We start from the raw sequence: 15,418 nt of genomic DNA, 5'->3' as shown, positions 1-15,418 counted from the left end.
CGGTCGGCGGGCGGCCGCGGGCGCCCGCCGACGCGTAGCTGGTGAAGTAAGTACGGTCATGTCGGCTCCTCGACCGGGCCCGGGGGTGGGCGCGGGATCGCACCCACCCCCTGGGACGGCGGTCACTCGTTGGCGTCACGCCACTTCTGGAACTCGGCGCCCGCGTCGGCCGGGTCGAGGTCTCCGGTGAGCACGGAATTCTGCACCCGCCAGAACTCCGTCGTCTCGGCGGTGGAGAAGTTCTGGTCGTTGTTGATGTACGCCCCCTCCGCCTCGGAGACGATCGCCTGCCACTCCTGGGTGAGCGGTGCGTCCGCCGGCGGTTCGACGTCGGCGTTCACCGACAGCGTCGAGAAGGCCGTGCCCAGCTTCTCCTGGCCCTCGACCGACACCATGTAGTCGAGGAACTTGGCGGCCGCGTCGGGGTTGCTGGCGTTCGGCGTCATGTACAGGAGCTCGCCGAAGCCGTACGCGCGGCCGGTCCCGGTCGGGAAGGAAAAGATGCCCAGATCCTCGGCAGACATCCCGGCGTCGATCGCCATCGGGCCGAACCAGTTGCCCTCGATGGTCATCGCGGCCTGGCCGGAAAAGAACAGCTGCGAGGCGTCGTCGTTGCTGATCGCCATGAAGCCCTCGTTGAGGTACTCGTCGCCCCACATCTTCAGCTCGGTGAAGGCCTCGGTGACGCAGGGCTCGGCGCCCCAGTCGCCGTCGCCCTGGGTGAGCTCGTCCGCCTTCTCGGCACCGCACATGGTCTCGATGAGCGAGTCGAGCAGTCGCATGACGTGCCAGTTCACGGTTCCACCGAACTCCATCGGCGTGATGCCGGCGTCCTTGAGCTGCTGTGCTGCCGCGACGAGGTCCTCGTACGTGGTGGGGACCTCGGTGATCCCGGCCTGCTCGAAGAGCGCCTTGTTGTAGAAAACGGCTTCCGTCGCCTGAATGAACGGGACGCCGTGGTAGCCGCCGTACTGCGTGGCGTTCTGCAAGGCGGCAGGCGTGAGCACGTCGGCCCAGCCGTACTCCTCGTAGTACTGGGTGAGGTCCGCGCTCATGCCGACATCGACGAGCTCGCCGCCGAGCCCTGCCCCGCCCCAGTACCGGTAGAGGTCTGGGCCGGCGTCGGTGCCGGCCGCCTGGCGCAGCGCGTCCTTGTGCGGATCGGTGGCGCGCTCCTCGGTCACGATGGTGATGTCCGGGTTCGCCTCCTCGAATGCCGCGACAAATGCGTCCCACGCCTCTTTCTGCGAGCCGTCCTGGGTAAGGGTCCAGACGGTGACCTCGTTACCACCGTTCTCCGACCCCTGGTTGCCGCCGCTGCACGCCGCGACGGTGAGGGCCATCGCCCCGATCGCCGCCGATGCGGCGATCGTCTTCTTGCTGAGCACCTTTGCCTCCATGGTGATGTTTTGTCGCGTGTCGTTCCGGCGCCGCTGTCGCCCCGCTCTGGGTGCGGCCGCTTCGTCGGGCTAGGAGTCCGCCTGCCAGCGGGCGAACTCGTCGAGCTTGAGGAAGAAGTCCTCGAACATGAGCCGTACGTCCACCTGGGTGTAGACGCGCATGGGCCGGGAGCCGCGAACCGTGCGATATGCGCCCTCCGCGGTGAGCTGGGGCGTCGGTCTCTCCACATAGAAGGACGAGGATGAGTCGGCCTCGAAGGTCGAGCGCAACGCCGTCAGAAGCACCAGGGGCGAGTCGCCCAAGGCGTACGACTCGCACACCTCTAGGCCGTACTCGTGCACTCGCTGCTGCTCGTAGGCGACCTCCTCGTACAGGTAGGTGCCGAGATCGCCGCATGTGGCGACGCGCCGGCGCAGCTCAACGTCGGAGACCAGGCACTGGCGGTACACGTTGCGCGGGACCTGCCAGATCGTCAGGTCTTGTGCGTCGAACAGCACCCGCGCGGCCGGGACGTCGATCAGGAGGTTGTACTCGATCGGCATCGCGTCGACCGGGGGGATCGCCAAGCCGTCGTGCTCGGGTCCGCCGATCCAGATCAGGGTGAGCCGTTGTGCGATGCGAGGCTCGAGAAGGTAGGCCGACGCCAGGTCGGTGAGTCCGCCGCCGGCGGCGTAGAAGAGCGGTGTCGCCACGTCGTCGCGCATGGCCTCGGCGATGATCGCCCGGGCGGCCGGCGAGTCCTGCGGTGTGGCGGTGTCCGTCATCGCCTGGGAGGCACCCCGGTAGATGCGCTCTGTGGACTCCAACCCCATCCGGGCGAAGAGGTCTTCGAGCACTGCGTGCGCGTTCGCCGCGGTGTCCGGCCCCGGGTCCATCGGGTCGTCGGGTCGCAGGTGCGACGCGACGACCAGCGGAATTTCCACAGACGGGGACAGCAGATGGTGGACGAGCTGGAAGAGGTCGTCGGGGTCCCCGGAGAAGTCGTTGTCGATGATCACCCGCGAGCGCGGGGCGGGGAAAGGCGTGGTGCGCCAGGGGGACTCACCGAGCCGCCAGCGCTTCGTGGGGCCGGCCTGACGGTCGGCCGGGTGGGGTATGCGGGTCAATGGTTGCTCCATCGCATCTTCATTCACGCGTGCATGTTGAGTCCGCAGCGTAGACACGGGGTTTCGGCATTGTCAACGCAAACCGACCGGGCGGGAGATTTCGAGTCGCCTCCTTGACATGGCCCTTGCCCGTCCCTAGCGTGAGGCCAGCAGCATTCACCGCAGAATGAATATGCGCCCTGACGCTCGGTCGGGCGCACCTCGACGGAGAGGAACCAGCAGATGAGTGTCGCCCGACCGACGGCGAAGGCGTGGTACCTGCGCCCGGCCGTGATCCTGGGCATCCTCCTCGTCGCGCTGCTCGCCGGCGCGGCGGCGACCACGAAGGTGGTCCGTGCAGGCGACGAGGCGGCAGCGGGGGGCGACGCGGCGTTCGACGCCGTGCAGTACGCGGAGGAGCGCTACGACGCCGAGGTCGTGCCTGCGATCGTCGAGAACGCCGTCCCGCTGACGGAGCTGTTGCCGCAGATCGTGGCCGACCCCGACGCCGCCGGCGAGGAGCACGGCCACCGCGCCGGCAGCACCTCGCCCTGGTCCTACGCGACCACCGTGACCGGAACGGCGGGCGCTGTCGACGGAACCTACCTGCCGCTCGAGGTCGAGGGGCTGCCGGAGGGAGTGCGGGTGATGGTGCAGATCGGGCCCGCGATCAACGGCACCGCCCTGCGTGACGCCACGGGCCTGATCGACTTCAACGACTTCCTCAACCAGATCGAGTACGCCAACGCCGCCACGGAGCTGAACAACAAGGTCAAGGAGTCGGTGCTCGCCGACTTCGACCCCGCCGCGGCCGAGGGCCGCCAGGTCACCGTGACCGGTGCCTTCGCGTACGGGCCCAACCCGGAGGTCATCATCATCACGCCCGTCGAGATGGCGGTCGCATCATGACGATCGCGGGAACGGCGCGCTTCGAGAACGTGGTTGCCGACGACGTGGTCCTGCGCGCCGAGGCCATCACCAAGGTGTACGGCGGCACGCACGCCTTGCGCGGAGTGGACTTCTCCGTGCGGGCCGGAGCCGTGACAGCCCTGTTCGGGGAGAACGGCGCGGGCAAGTCGACGCTCATGAAGATCATCGCCGGGGTCGAGCAGCCGACCACCGGGTCGCTGACGCTGAACGGGCGCCCCGTCACGTTCCACAGCGCGGTGGACGCCGTCGACCACGGCGTGGCGATCATCCACCAGGAGCTGAGCCTGTGCCCGAACCTCTCGGTCACGGACAACATCTTCATGGGGCGCGAGATCGTCCGTCGGGGGCCCTTCGTCGACACGGCCCGCCAGCGGCGGATCGTCGCCGGGCTCCTCGAGCGGCTCGAGGAGCCGATCGACCCACGTCAGGATGTCGGCGACCTGCGCCTCGGCCAGCAGCAGATCGTCGAGATCGCGCGAGCGATCTCGCTCGACGCGCGCGTCCTCATCATGGACGAGCCGACCTCCGCACTGTCGAGCGCCGAGGTGCACGTGCTGTTCAAGGTCATCCGCGAGCTGACAGCCAGCGGTGTCGCCGTCGTCTACATCTCCCACCACCTCGACGAGGCGCTCGAGATCGCCGACGACGTGGTCGTGCTGCGTGACGGATCGCTCGTGGCGACCGCGTCGGCGGCCGACGTCGACCTGCCCTGGGTCGTGGCCAACATGGTCGGGCGCAACCCCGACGACCTCTTCCCGCCGATGGGCGCGCCGCGCGGCCGGCCGCTCCTCGAGGTTCGCGACCTCACGGTTGCCGACCCTAGCAACCCGAGCCGGCTCGCGGTCGAGGACTTCGACCTGACGGTCCATGCCGGCGAGGTGGTGTCGATCTACGGGCTCATGGGAGCAGGCCGGACGGAGCTCCTCGAGACCCTCGCCGGACGCTTGGCGCCGCAGTCGGGCACGGTGCTCGTCGACGGTCGCGACGTCACCCACGAGACGATCGCCGGCCGCATCGCACTCGGACTCGCGCTGGTGCCCGAGGACCGTCAGCGCGACGGACTCGTCCAGCCGATGTCGGTGGGCGAGAACATGTCCCTCGCGTCGATCGGCCGCTTCCTGCGAGGGCCCTTCCTCGCGCACCGCGACGAGCGCAGCGCCGTCCGCGACGCGATCAAGGACGTCACGGTCAAGGCCTCGAGCCCCGCAGCGGCGATCGGGTCGCTGTCGGGCGGCAACCAGCAGAAGGTCGTCATCGCCAAGATGCTGCTCACCCGGCCGGACGTCCTTCTGCTCGACGAACCGACGCGCGGCATCGACGTCGGGGCCAAGGCCGACATCTTCGCGCTGATGGCCGAGCAGGCGCGCCAGGGCCGTGCGGTCCTGTTCGCGACCTCGGAGCTGAGCGAGGCCCTGCACGCCGCCGATCGGGTCCTGGTGATGAACCGCGGCCGGCTCGTGCAGGAGTTCGACCCGGCGACCACCACGCAGGAGGACCTCATGGCGGCCTCCGACGACGCCACCCCGAGCGGTGCTGACCGAACGCACGACCTGACGTCCACGACGCACGACCTGAACGGAGCCTCGGCATGAACACGACCGCCGCGGACGGCCCGCAGCGCAGCCTCAAGATCGGTTCCATCCTGCTCGAGGCCCGAGCGTTCATCGCCCTGGCGATCATCATCGTGATCTTCGCGTCCCTGTCGGACAACTACCTCACGGGCGCGAACCTCATCACGATGACGCGGCACGTCGCCATCTACGCCATCCTGGCCCTCGGCATGCTGCTGGTGATCATCAGCAGCGGCATCGACCTGTCGGTCGGCTCCATCGTCGGCCTGTCCGGGATCGTCGCCGGCGTGCTGCTGCAGGGATGGCAGATTGCCTCGCTCGACGTCACGCTCTACCCGCAGGTGTGGGCGGTGATCGCCGCCTCCCTGGCGGTCGGGTCGCTCGTCGGATGGTTGAACGGCTTCCTCATCACACGGTTCAACGTGGCGCCGTTCATCGCGACCCTCGGGATGATGTACGTCGCGCGCGGCGCGGCGCTGCTGATCTCCAACGGATCGACGTTCCCCCGCCTGAGCGGCTCGGAGGAGCTCGGGAACACCGGGTTCGGGTTCCTCGGCACCGGCCGCATCCTCGGCATCCCGGTGTCGATCTGGATCATGGCCCTGCTCATCGTCGTGGTCTGGTCGCTGCTGCGTCACACGCCGTTCGGCCGCTGGCTCTACGCGACCGGTGGCAACTCGCGTGCGGCGCTGCTGTCCGGCGTACCTGTTCGCCGCGTTACCATGTCCGTCTACATGATCTCGGGATTCTGCGCCGCGATGGTCGGTCTGATCATCGCCTCCGAGCTCACCAGCGCGGCCCCGCAGGCCGGGGAGACCTACGAGCTGAACGCCATCGCGGCCGTGGTCATCGGCGGTGCGTCGTTGGCGGGCGGCCGCGGAACCGTCCGGGGCGCCATCGTCGGCGCCTTCGTCATCGGCTTCCTGTCCGACGGACTCGTGATGGTCGGCGTCTCCACCTTCTGGCAGATGGTCATCAAGGGCGCCGTCATCGTGCTCGCCGTGATCCTCGACCAGAGCCAGCAGCGCCTCAAGCGGCGCAACGTCGCCGCAGCCGCGGCCGCGAACGTCAAGCACGAGCCCAAGACAGGGGTCGCGGCCGGCTAGCCGCCGACGACACCCACCCGATCCGAAGAAGTTCAACCCCGTCACGACGACGACGTCACAGGAGGACGCATGTACAGGACCAAGGCCTTCCGGGCCATCATCGCCGCGGGTGCAGCGGCGTTCATGCTCGCCGGATGCTCCAGCGCGGCCGAGCCCGGAGCCGGAACCGCAGAGTCGGAGGCTGCGGGTGGTGAGGCCGGCGGCCTGATCGCCGTCATCACACCCTCGCACGACAACCCCTTCTTCAAGGCCGAGGCAGACGCCGCCGTCGCCAAGGCCGAGGAGCTCGGCTACGAGACCTCGGCCGCATCGCACGACGACGACCCCAACAAGCAGTCCGAGCTCATCGACGCGGCGATCTCCAACGGCGCGAAGGCGATCATCCTCGACAACGCCGGTGCCGACGCCTCGATCGGCCCGGTCCGCAAGGCCGTCGAGGCCGGCATCCCGGTGTTCCTCATCGACCGGGAGATCAACGAGACCGGCCTGGCGACCGCCCAGATCGTCGCCAACAACTCCCAGGGCGCGGCGCTCGTCGCCGAGGAGTTCGCCAAGGCGCTCGGCGGTGAGGGCACGTACGTCGAGCTCACCGGCAAGGAGTCCGACACGAACGCCGGCGTCCGCTCGCAGGCCTTCGACAGCGTGCTGTCCCAGTACCCCGACATGGAGAAGGTCGCCCAGGAGACGGCGAACTGGGACCAGCAGGAGGCCTTCACCAAGACCGAGACCATCCTGCAGAGCAACCCCGACATCAAGGGAATCATCGCCGGCAACGACACCATGGCCCTCGGCGCGGTCGCGGCCGTCGAGGCGGCCGGCAAGACCGGTGAGATCATCGTCGCCGGCTTCGACGGCAGCCCCGACGCCGTCGAGGCGATCAAGGAGGGCAAGCTCCTCGCCACCGGGCTCCAGCCCGCCGTGCAGATCTCCGAGATGGCCGTCGAGCAGGCCGACGAGTTCATCCGCACCGGCGAGGCCAGCCAGCCGGAGAAGCAGTCCGTCGACTGCGTGCTCATCAACGCGGACAACGCCGACCAGTACACCCTGTTCGCGCTGGAAGGCTGAGACCGGACCGAGGGGGTCGAGCAACACCGGCTGCGACCCCCTCGGAACGTCTCCGGACGAGGAGGCAGCACGCATGGCGCTCGTGGCAGTGGTCGGATCCGCCAATCTCGACCTCGTCGTCCGGGTGCCCCATCACCCCGCCGCCGGCGAGACCGTCCTGGGCGGTGACCTGCGTCGTACTCCCGGGGGCAAGGGCGCCAATCAGGCCTGCGCGGCGGCGCGCGCCGGGGGAGCGGAGACCATCTTCGTCGGAGCTCTCGGCCACGATGATGCGGCTGACGTACTGCTCGCCTCCTTGGAGCGCGCGGGCGTGAACACCGCGCACGTTTTACGGGTGGCCGCGCCGACGGGGGTCGCCCTGATCACCGTGACACCTGCCGGCGAGAACACGATCGTCGTGGCTCCCGGTGCCAACAAGGCACTCGACCTGGGCCCGGACCAGGTCGACCGCATCCGATCCGCGAACGTCGTGCTCGCACAGCTTGAGGTCCCGCTCCACGCGATTACAGCGGCGGCGAGAGCACGCACCCGACCGGCACGGTTCGTCCTCAACGCGGCACCCGCCCGGGACATACCGGCGGTGCTCTGGAGCGAGATCGACGTCCTGGTCGTCAACGAGCATGAGGCGGCACAGCTCGCGGGATCCACGGCCGACCCTGACGTCCTCGCTGCCACGCTGCTCGAACGAGTCCCAGCCGTCGTCGTGACCCTCGGTCCGCGCGGCAGCCTCGTCGCGTGTCGGGATGCACCAATCGCGCACGTCCCTGCGCGACCTGTCGAGCCTGTCGATACCACAGGTGCCGGCGACACGTACTGCGGCGTGCTCGCGGCGGGCCTCGCCCGAGGCATGGACCTCGTCGAAGCCGCACACCAGGCGAGCGATGCAGCCGCCGAGGCCGTCACACGACCCGGTGCACAGGACGCCATGACCACCTAGTCCTCTAGGTCTGCCCGTACACCGAGGTGCGGACATCGAGCGCATGTCTGATCGGACATGCCGAGCCGAAGGAGTCTCATATGACGATGGACGAACAGCACACGCGCAGAACGCGCCTCGTGCGCGTGGTGAGCCACGTGAGCGCTCTCGCGGTGGGGGCAGGGCTCGGGCTCGTGGGGCCGGTAGGCACTGCCGCGGCCGTCTCCCCACTGCCTCCGACGATCGACCGCGAAACCCTGCCGCGCACCGTCATCACCACCGACGGCGAGCTCGACGACATGAACTCGTTCACCCGATTCCTCTACTACACCAACGAGATCGACGTCGACGGAATCGTGTACTCGTCCTCGGTTCACCACTGGAAGGGCGACGGCGTCCACACGCTGAGCGGTGCCCAGGACGCAGGCATCATCACGAGCTTCCGGGGCCAGACCGCCGGCACGCCGGAGCACTCCCGCGACGCTACGACATGGCGCTGGAACCCCGACCCGTGGATCGAGGACAAGATCTCCAAGTACGGGGAGATCCTCCCGAACCTGCGCCAGCACGACCCCAACTATCCGTCGGCCGAGGAACTCCTCGCGAAGGTCGCCGTCGGGAACGTCAACTTCGAGAACGACTTCAGCGCCGACACTCCCGGTTCCGACCTCATCAAGGAAGTCCTGCTCGACGACGACGAGCGGGACGTCTGGCTGCAGGCGTGGGGCGGTCAGAACACCATCGCGCGGGCTCTCAAGTCCATCGAAGAGGAGTACGAAGGCACCCCCGAGTGGCCGAGCATCCGGAACCGGGTGATCGACAAGGCCGTCATCGCGACGATCGGCAACCAGGACAACGCCTACGCCGACTACATCGGTCCCAGCTGGCCCGAGATCCGGGTCTTCAACTGGGGCTTCACCTTCACCGCGTGGGGCGGCTTCAAGGACAACACGCGGATCCCCCAGGAGATCAAGTCCTACTACAAGCACCCGTTCTTCACGGAGCACATCTGGGAACACGGCCCGCTGCTGGAGGACTTTCACCTGATCGGCGACGGTCGGTACCTGAACGGCGAGTCCGACGCGCCGGGCTGGCAGCCGGGTCTCGCCGGGGTGGTCTACGACCTCGAGACCTGGCGGATGTGGGACTTCCTCGGCCCCTACGAGAAGTACGACATGGTCTCCGAAGGTGACACTCCGGCCTTCCTCCCGCTCATCGACAACGGGTTGCGGTTCCTCGACGACCCCACTCTGGGGAGCTGGGGAGGACGCTTCGCGCCGAGTCCCTCGAACCCGACGCAGTTCTCCCCCCAGGGCGACTACAACCCCGTCACCGGGTCGGCGGAACCCGCCTACTCGCTGTACCGGTGGGTCCCGGACGCGCAGGACGACTTCGCCGCTCGTGCCGACTGGGGAGTCACCTCGTTCGACGAGGCGAATCATGCTCCGGTCGTCTCCCTCAGCGACGAAGACCTCACCGCCACGCCAGGCAGCACGGTCAAGGTGCGTTCGCTGGTCCGCGACCCCGACGGGGACGACGTGACCCGCGAGTGGTCCGTCTACACCGAAGCGAGCACGGTCGACTCGGAACCCGCGATCCGCTTGGCGGGTCAGGGGACGGCGCAGAACGCGTTCATCACCGTCCCGGCCGACGCCAACCCCGGTGAGCGGATCGTCCTGACCCTGATTGCCACCGACGACGGAACACACAGCCTCACCGGCTACGCCCAGGTCGTGATCACGATCGAGTAGCCGTCCGGCTCTCGCGGCGGGCGTCACCGTGCGGAACGGGCGCCCGCCGCGTACGCCCGGGGGTCGGGGCTCGCCGTGTCCCCCTCGAACACCGCGGGACGTGCTGGCCCGGGGCCTCGTGCGGTCCCGCACGACCACGTGCGGTCACAACGCTCACCACGAGTGGTCTCAGCGACGAGACCCGACAACTGGAGGTGCACGATGAAGTTCCACGCCAGGTTTCTCGCCCGACGCGCACAGTCCGCATCGCCGCCCCGGCGAAAGTTCGCCGCAGCGGCCGTGATCGCCGGCCTCGCCGTCGCCGGGGCGGGTGGTGTCCCCGCGGCAGGCGCCGAGATCGCATCCGCCGAAGTTCGTACCGACGCCGCCACGCCGACTTCCGCGTCCGCGCCACGCACGATCGTCACCACCGACCCGGAGCTCGACGACCTGAATTCGATGCTGCGCATGCTGCTGTACAGCAACGAGATCAACATCGTCGGACTCGTGTACTCCGCCAGCCAGCACCACTACAGCGGGGATCCGGAGCGCGGTATCCAGCCCAAGCGGTGGCCTGAGCCCGGCGCACGCCTCCACATCGACGAGGCCGTCGATGCGTACGCCGAGGCGTACCCCAACCTCGTCCAGCACGCGGACGGGTACCCAGAGCCGGAGCATCTGCGGTCGCTGATCCGGACCGGCAACATCGCCAACGTCGGCGACATGAGCGAGCCCACGCCGGGCTCCGATCTCATCAAGGACGTGCTGCTCGACGACGAACCGGGACAGGTCTTCCTGCAGGCGTGGGGCGGACCGAACACGATCGCCCGTGCCCTGAAGTCGATCGAGGAGGAGTACAAGGACACCCCCGAGTGGGAGACCGTGTACGACAAGGTCGTCACCAAGACGGTGTTCACCAGCTGGGGGCAGCAGGACACGACGTTCGCCACGTACATCAAGCCCACCTGGCCCGACATCGAGCACCGCGAGGTCGCGACCGGAACGTGGGGCTACGGCGCACGCGGCGTCGTCCTCCCGCAGGACCAGTTCTATCTGTCGGCCGAGTGGATGGAGCGCAACGTGTCCTCCGTGGGCCCGTTCGGCGCTTCCTACCGCGTCTGGGGCGACGGCAAGCAGATGGCGGCCGGGTTCGACAACGAGGACTACTTCGGCCTCTCCGGCTACACCGCCGCAGAGCTGCGGGCCATGGGCTATCTCGTCTGGACCCCGCCGCAGCCGAAGGGCTCGTGGATCTCCGAGGGCGACTCGTCGAACTTCGCGCTCCTCATCGACAACGGGCTGCGTAACTGGGAGCACCCGAGCTGGGGCGGTTGGGGTGGACGACAGATCCAGAACCCGACCGATCCCAAGCGCTGGAGCAACCGAGGAGCGCTGGACGCGGCACCCGACGGTTCGATGCCGCGCGACTACTCGACGACGCGCTTCTTCTCCGCCATCCAGGAGGACTTCGCGGCCCGCCTGCAGTGGACCGTCACCGAGAACTTCGAGGACGCGAACCACGCGCCCCTCCTCGACGTCCGTCAGGGCGTCGACATCGACGCCGACGCCGGCTCGACGGTGCCCCTTGCGGTCGCCGTCTCGGACCCCGACGGCGACGACGTCGAGCTCACCTCGTGGCAGTACCGCGAGGCGGGCACCTACCCGAGCGCCGTCGCGATCGAACGTCGCGGTAGTGGCGCGTTCACCGTCCGCGTGCCGGCGGACGCCGAGCCGGGGCAGACGATCCACGTCATCCTGCAGGCGACGGACGCGTACAACGTCACGGAATATCAGCGGGTGGTGATCACCGTCAACTGACCCAGGGCGGCCGGCGGGCCGGGTCTGAGCCTCGCCGCGCCGGGCGACGGCCACGACGCCGATGCGCCCGAGGGAGCGGATGCTCCCCGGGCGCATCGGCGCGATCAGGTCACGGACGGCCGAAGCGCGCCAGCAGCGTCTCGAAGTCGTCGATCGACAGCGAGCTCGCCATGCCCATCATCGGCACCTTGATGACCGGCATCTCCACGAGGAACGCCGCCATCGCCGGGTCGGGGCTGTCCGCCTCGAACAGCTCGGCGAACCCACCGAGCTTCTCGCGCAGCGCGGCCCACGCCTCGGGCTGGTCGCGCCACTCGCCGATGGTCGAGTAGCGGTGCAGGGGGCGCGGCAGGGCCGGTGCCGCGAGCTCGACCGTCGCCTTCAGCGGCAGGTCGCGCGACGACGCGCCGACCGCGACCTCGAGCGCGCCCGGCTCGACCACCCACGCGTGCGTGAGGGTGTCCCAGTGCGACAGGTCGCGCCGGGTGAGGGCGAGTTCGACCCGCTCCGACGCGCCGGGGGCCAGCGACACGCGGGCGAAGCCCCGCAGTTCGCGCGGCGCACGGGCCACCGTGGACGCCGGTCGGCCCACGTACAGCTGCGGCACGGCGACTCCCTCGCGCTCGCCCGTGTTCGTCACCGTGAGCGCGACGCGCACGACGACGTCGTCCGCGGCGGTCTGCTCGGTGACCTCGGCGACGTCGACGGCGAGGTCGGAGAATCCGAAGGTCGTGTACGTCAGACCGTGGCCGAACGGGTACGACACCTCGGCGCGCGTGGCGTCGAGGCCGCGGTAGCCGATGAAGATGCCCTCGCCGTAGCGCACGACGCCGTTCTCGCCCGGGAAGTTGAGCTGGGCCGGGACGTCCTCGAGCCGCACCGGGATCGACTCGGCCAGGCGGCCGGACGGCGCGGCGTCGCCCAGCAGCAGCGCGACGGTCGCGCTGCCCCCGGCCTGGCCGCCGAGCCAGGTCTCGAGGATCGCGTCAGCCTGGTCCTGCCACCCGGCGACCGTGATGGCGGAGCCGTTGGACAGCACGACGATGACGCGCTCGGCCGCCGCGGAGACTTCGCGCAGCAACGCGGTGTGGCTCGCCGGCAGGTCCATGTGCTCGCGGTCGTAGCCCTCGGACTCGTCGATCGCGGGCAGGCCGAGGAACACGACGGCCGTCTTGCCGGCCGCCGCCTCGACCGCCTCGGCGCGCAGCTCGTCGTCCGGGTGGTCCTGGCCCTGCTTGCCCTCCGCCTCCGGCAGGCGGTAGCCCGGCATGAACGGCACGTCGAGCCCGCGCTCGGCGAGGGCGTCGAGCGCGCTCACGAGCCGGGTCGGGTTGACCTGGGAGGAGCCGGCGCCCTGGTAGCGCGGCGTGCGCGCCATCTCGCCCACGACGACGACGTCGCCGAGCGCGTCGCCGGACAGCGGCAGGACGCCGCCTTCGTTCTTGAGCAGGACGGCGGCGCGGGTGGCGGCCTCCTGCGCGAGCGCGTGGTGGGCCTCGGCGTCGAACTCGCCGGGCGCGGCGAGCGCGGCCTGCGACCGCGCGACCACGGTGAGCACGCGCGTGACGGCGCGGTCGAGGTCGGCCTCGGAGAGGTGGCCCGAGCGGACCGCCTCGACGATGCGCGCGTCGTTGAGGCCGCCCGAGGACGGCATCTCGAGGTCGAGGCCCGCCTTCACGCCGGCGACGCGGTCGTCGACGGCGCCCCAGTCGGAGACGACGAGGCCTTCGAAGCCCCACTCGTCGCGCAGCACCTCGGTGAGGAGCCACGGGTGCTGCGACGCGTAGGTGCCGTTGACCTTGTTGTACGCGCACATGACGGTCCACGGCTGGGCGCGCGTGACGACCTTCTCGAACGCGGGCAGGTAGATCTCGCGCAGGGTGCGCTCGTCGACCTGCGCGTCGACGCGCATGCGGTCGGTCTCCTGGTTGTTGGCCGCGAAGTGCTTGAGCGAGGTGCCGACGCCCTTCGACTGGATTCCCTCGACCAGCGGTGCCGCGAGCTCGCCCGCGAGGAACGGGTCCTCCGCGAGGTACTCGAAGTTGCGGCCGCACAGCGGGCTGCGCTTCATGTTGACGCCCGGGCCGAGCAGCACGGCGACCTCGTTCGCGCGCGTCTCGGTGCCGAGCGCCTCGCCGACGCGCCAAATCAGTTCCGGGTCCCAGGTCGAGCCGAGGCCGGCGGCGGGCGGGAAGCACGTGGCGGGGACGGACTCGTTGAGCCCGACGTGGTCGGTGGCGCCCGCCTGCTTGCGCAGGCCGTGCGGGCCGTCGGTGACCATGACGGCCGGGATGCCGAGCCGCTCGACGGCCTGGGTGTGCCAGAAGTCCTGGCCCGAGCACAGCGACGCCTTCTCCTCGAGCGTCAGCTCGGCGACGAGGCGAGGGACGTCCTCGACGGTGAGTGCCGGCGTCGTGCCGGGTGCGGGCGTGGTGTCCGTGGTCATGTCAGCGCACCTTCTTGATCGGGAGGACGACCAGGGCGCCGACGAGTGCGATCACGCCGGCCCCCAGGAACAGCATCGGGTAGTTGTCGTTGTTCCCCGCGCCGAGGCCGAGGAGGATCGCGCCGAGCGCGCCGGCGACGGACTGCGGGGCCGCATTGGCGATGTTCATGACGCCGAGGTCCTTGGCGGAGTCGTCGGCGTTGGGCAGGACGTCGACGACCAGCGCCATGTCGACGGCGACGTACACGCCGAGAGCTGCTCCGAGCAGCGCCTCCAGCGCGTAGAACTGGCCGACGGTCGACACGTGCGTCAGCAGGTACGTGCCGACGGCGAAGACAGCCGTCGAGACGATGACGAACACCTTGCGGCGCCCCGTACGGTCCGAGAGCCAGCCGCCGACCTTGGCTGCGACGACGGTTGCGACGGTGTAGATGAGCACCCCCGTCGCGATGACGCTCGTCGCCTCGCCGACGTCGAGCCCGACCTGGTCCCGCAGGAAGAACAGCCGGAACACGATGAACAGGAACGTCGCGAGCATCACGCAGAACCGCGACCACCAGGCGAACGCGAAGTCGGGGTGCTGGAGCGGGTTGACCCAGAACGTGCGGACGAACGCGAGAAGCCCGTTCGGCTCGCGGCGGACCTGCACCTGCTGGTCTGGGAGCACCCAGCAGTAGACGAGCACGCAGATCGCCGCCACGACGGCGGACGGCACGAACAGCAGGAACATGTTCCCGGTGAACCAGCTCGCGACGTAGGTGGCACCCAGGACGCCGACGCTCTGCATGATGCCGACGTTGGCGGCGACGCCGCCGCGCTGGTCGCGCGGGACCTGGTCGGCGATCGTCGCGAGCATCGGCGCGAGGACGAAGTTGCCGCCGAGCTGGCCGAGCAGCCAGCCGACGAGCACGAGCGCCACGTTGGGCGCGGCCGCAATGGTCGCCATACCTGCGACGAAGACGAGCGACCCGGCGACCATCCAGGGACGGCGGCGGCCCCACCGCGACGTGGTCCGGTCGGAGATGCGACCGGCGACCGGGTTGGCGACGAGCGCCATGACGGCGGCCACGGAGGTGACCATGCCCAGTGCGGCGACGTCCTCGCCCTGAGGCACGATCGACTGGATCTTGACCGCGAGGCTCACAGTCGCGGGGCCCATGAGGGCGATGAAGAGGGCCAGCTGCGCGACCGCCATCATCACGACGACGCGGCGCGGGGCCTTCTCCGTCGGGAGGACGTCCTCCGGGTACGGCAGCGCGGCCACCGCGGCTGGGGTCGGCGGGACGGTCTGGGCCATTGTGACTTCTGCGTCAGTAAGGGGTGCCGGCCCGCTGCTGCGCGGGCCGCTTC

At 69.5% G+C, this 15,418-nt stretch carries 11 protein-coding genes; 7 read left to right on the top strand and 4 right to left on the bottom strand.

From position 1 onward, the window contains the following. Positions 1–122: 122 nt before the first annotated feature. Positions 123–1,388, bottom strand: a complete 1,266-nt coding sequence (locus tag ISOVA_RS08670; RefSeq protein WP_013838866.1) for an ABC transporter substrate-binding protein — start codon at positions 1,386–1,388, stop codon at positions 123–125. Between the two features lie 81 nt (positions 1,389–1,469). After that, on the bottom strand, positions 1,470–2,564 hold the full coding sequence (locus tag ISOVA_RS08665; RefSeq protein ID WP_221927807.1) for a nucleoside hydrolase: 1,095 nt from the start codon (positions 2,562–2,564) through the stop codon (positions 1,470–1,472). A gap of 165 nt (positions 2,565–2,729) precedes the next feature. Here ISOVA_RS08665 and ISOVA_RS08660 point away from each other — a divergent pair, with 165 nt between their 5' ends. The 7 genes from ISOVA_RS08660 (at position 2,730) to ISOVA_RS08630 (ending at position 11,622) form a co-directional block, all read left to right on the top strand. Next, a complete protein-coding gene (locus ISOVA_RS08660) occupies positions 2,730–3,395 on the top strand; it encodes a DUF2291 family protein (RefSeq protein WP_013838864.1) in 666 nt (221 codons plus the stop codon). Next, entirely contained in the window at positions 3,392–5,008 is a 1,617-nt protein-coding gene (locus tag ISOVA_RS08655; protein WP_013838863.1) for a sugar ABC transporter ATP-binding protein, read from the top strand. Before ISOVA_RS08660 ends, ISOVA_RS08655 begins: the two co-directional genes overlap by 4 nt. Beyond that, the gene (locus tag ISOVA_RS08650) at positions 5,005–6,093 is read left to right on the top strand and encodes an ABC transporter permease (RefSeq protein ID WP_013838862.1); all 1,089 of its coding nucleotides are present in this window, start codon (positions 5,005–5,007) and stop codon (positions 6,091–6,093) included. Before ISOVA_RS08655 ends, ISOVA_RS08650 begins: the two co-directional genes overlap by 4 nt. Positions 6,094–6,162: 69 nt before the next feature. After that, the gene (locus ISOVA_RS08645; protein WP_013838861.1) at positions 6,163–7,158 is read left to right on the top strand and encodes a D-ribose ABC transporter substrate-binding protein; all 996 of its coding nucleotides are present in this window, start codon (positions 6,163–6,165) and stop codon (positions 7,156–7,158) included. Positions 7,159–7,231: 73 nt separating this feature from the next. Further along, positions 7,232–8,095 (top strand): ribokinase, encoded by an 864-nt coding sequence (locus ISOVA_RS08640; RefSeq protein WP_013838860.1) that lies wholly within the window; start codon positions 7,232–7,234, stop codon positions 8,093–8,095. An 80-nt stretch (positions 8,096–8,175) separates the two neighbouring features. After that, on the top strand, positions 8,176–9,825 hold the full coding sequence (locus ISOVA_RS08635) for a DUF1593 domain-containing protein (RefSeq protein WP_013838859.1): 1,650 nt from the start codon (positions 8,176–8,178) through the stop codon (positions 9,823–9,825). A gap of 201 nt (positions 9,826–10,026) precedes the next feature. Further along, complete coding sequence (locus tag ISOVA_RS08630) at positions 10,027–11,622, top strand: DUF1593 domain-containing protein (protein ID WP_013838858.1); 1,596 nt, start codon at positions 10,027–10,029, stop codon at positions 11,620–11,622. Between the two features lie 109 nt (positions 11,623–11,731). Here ISOVA_RS08630 and ISOVA_RS08625 read toward each other — a convergent pair whose 3' ends face one another. Then, positions 11,732–14,068 (bottom strand): glycoside hydrolase family 3 C-terminal domain-containing protein, encoded by a 2,337-nt coding sequence (locus ISOVA_RS08625; protein WP_013838857.1) that lies wholly within the window; start codon positions 14,066–14,068, stop codon positions 11,732–11,734. Between the two features lies 1 nt (position 14,069). Beyond that, entirely contained in the window at positions 14,070–15,365 is a 1,296-nt protein-coding gene (locus tag ISOVA_RS08620; protein ID WP_013838856.1) for an MFS transporter, read from the bottom strand. Positions 15,366–15,418 lie beyond the last annotated feature (53 nt).

This window comes from Isoptericola variabilis 225, assembly GCF_000215105.1.
Lineage (GTDB): Bacteria > Actinomycetota > Actinomycetes > Actinomycetales > Cellulomonadaceae > Isoptericola > Isoptericola variabilis_A.
Note: the sequence above shows the minus strand (reverse complement) of the source record. Positions and strands in the feature narration are given on the sequence as shown.